This is a genomic window from Bacillus sp. JJ675, assembly GCF_036963165.1.
GTDB lineage: Bacteria > Bacillota > Bacilli > Bacillales > Bacillaceae > Bacillus > Bacillus glycinifermentans.
Window position 1 is genome coordinate 1 of record NZ_JBALMR010000012.1, and the last position, 696, is coordinate 696.

Annotated in this window: 1 protein-coding gene; it reads left to right on the forward strand. The window is 41.4% G+C overall.

The genetic code is table 11. The features are described from left to right. Nucleotides 1-70 precede the first annotated feature (70 nt). The coding region (locus V7126_RS03695; protein ID WP_335496753.1) for a helix-turn-helix domain-containing protein at nucleotides 71-696 on the forward strand (626 nt) is incomplete at its 3' end.

The window sequence follows — 696 nt, forward strand, 5'->3', positions numbered from 1 at the left end:
ATTCTGATATGCTCCCCTAAAGGTAGACAGATGAAATAAAAAAATCTGTTTGCCTTGGGGGAGTTTTTTCATGGCTGGAAAATGGTTTTCAAAAGAAGAAAAATTGAATATTCTATCAGAATGTGATCAGGGCAATAATTCGGTGAAGGAGATCGCAGAAAAATATGGCATTCATGCCGAAACGATTCGTGAATGGAGAACATCGCATGATATGGCGGGTGTGGAGAGTTTGGAACGTTCAAAGCGCCATAAGTTCTATCCCGCAGAATTAAAATACAATGCCGTGAAAGACTTCTTATCCGGACGCTACTCTCAAAGAGAAATCTCGAGAAAATATAAGATTTCCAGTAAATCCGTACTCATGAAGTGGGTTGAGCTTTATAATGGTCATAAAACGTTAAAAGACAGCGGGAGAGGAAGGAATCGTTTGATGACCAAACGGAAGAACGTTTCATTGGAAGAACGGATTGAGATTGCGAAGGATTGTCTAGCTCATGGAAAGGACTACGCCAGATCAATGGAGATTCATCAAGTCTCCTACCAACAGGTGTATCAATGGGTGAAAAAGTATCAAGAAGGCGGAGAAGAGGCCTTAAAAGACAACCGAGGGAAACGCAAAACCGAAGAAGAACTGACACCTGAAGAAAAAATTCAACGGGAAAACAAACGGCTGGAACAGGAAAATGAGCGTTTGCG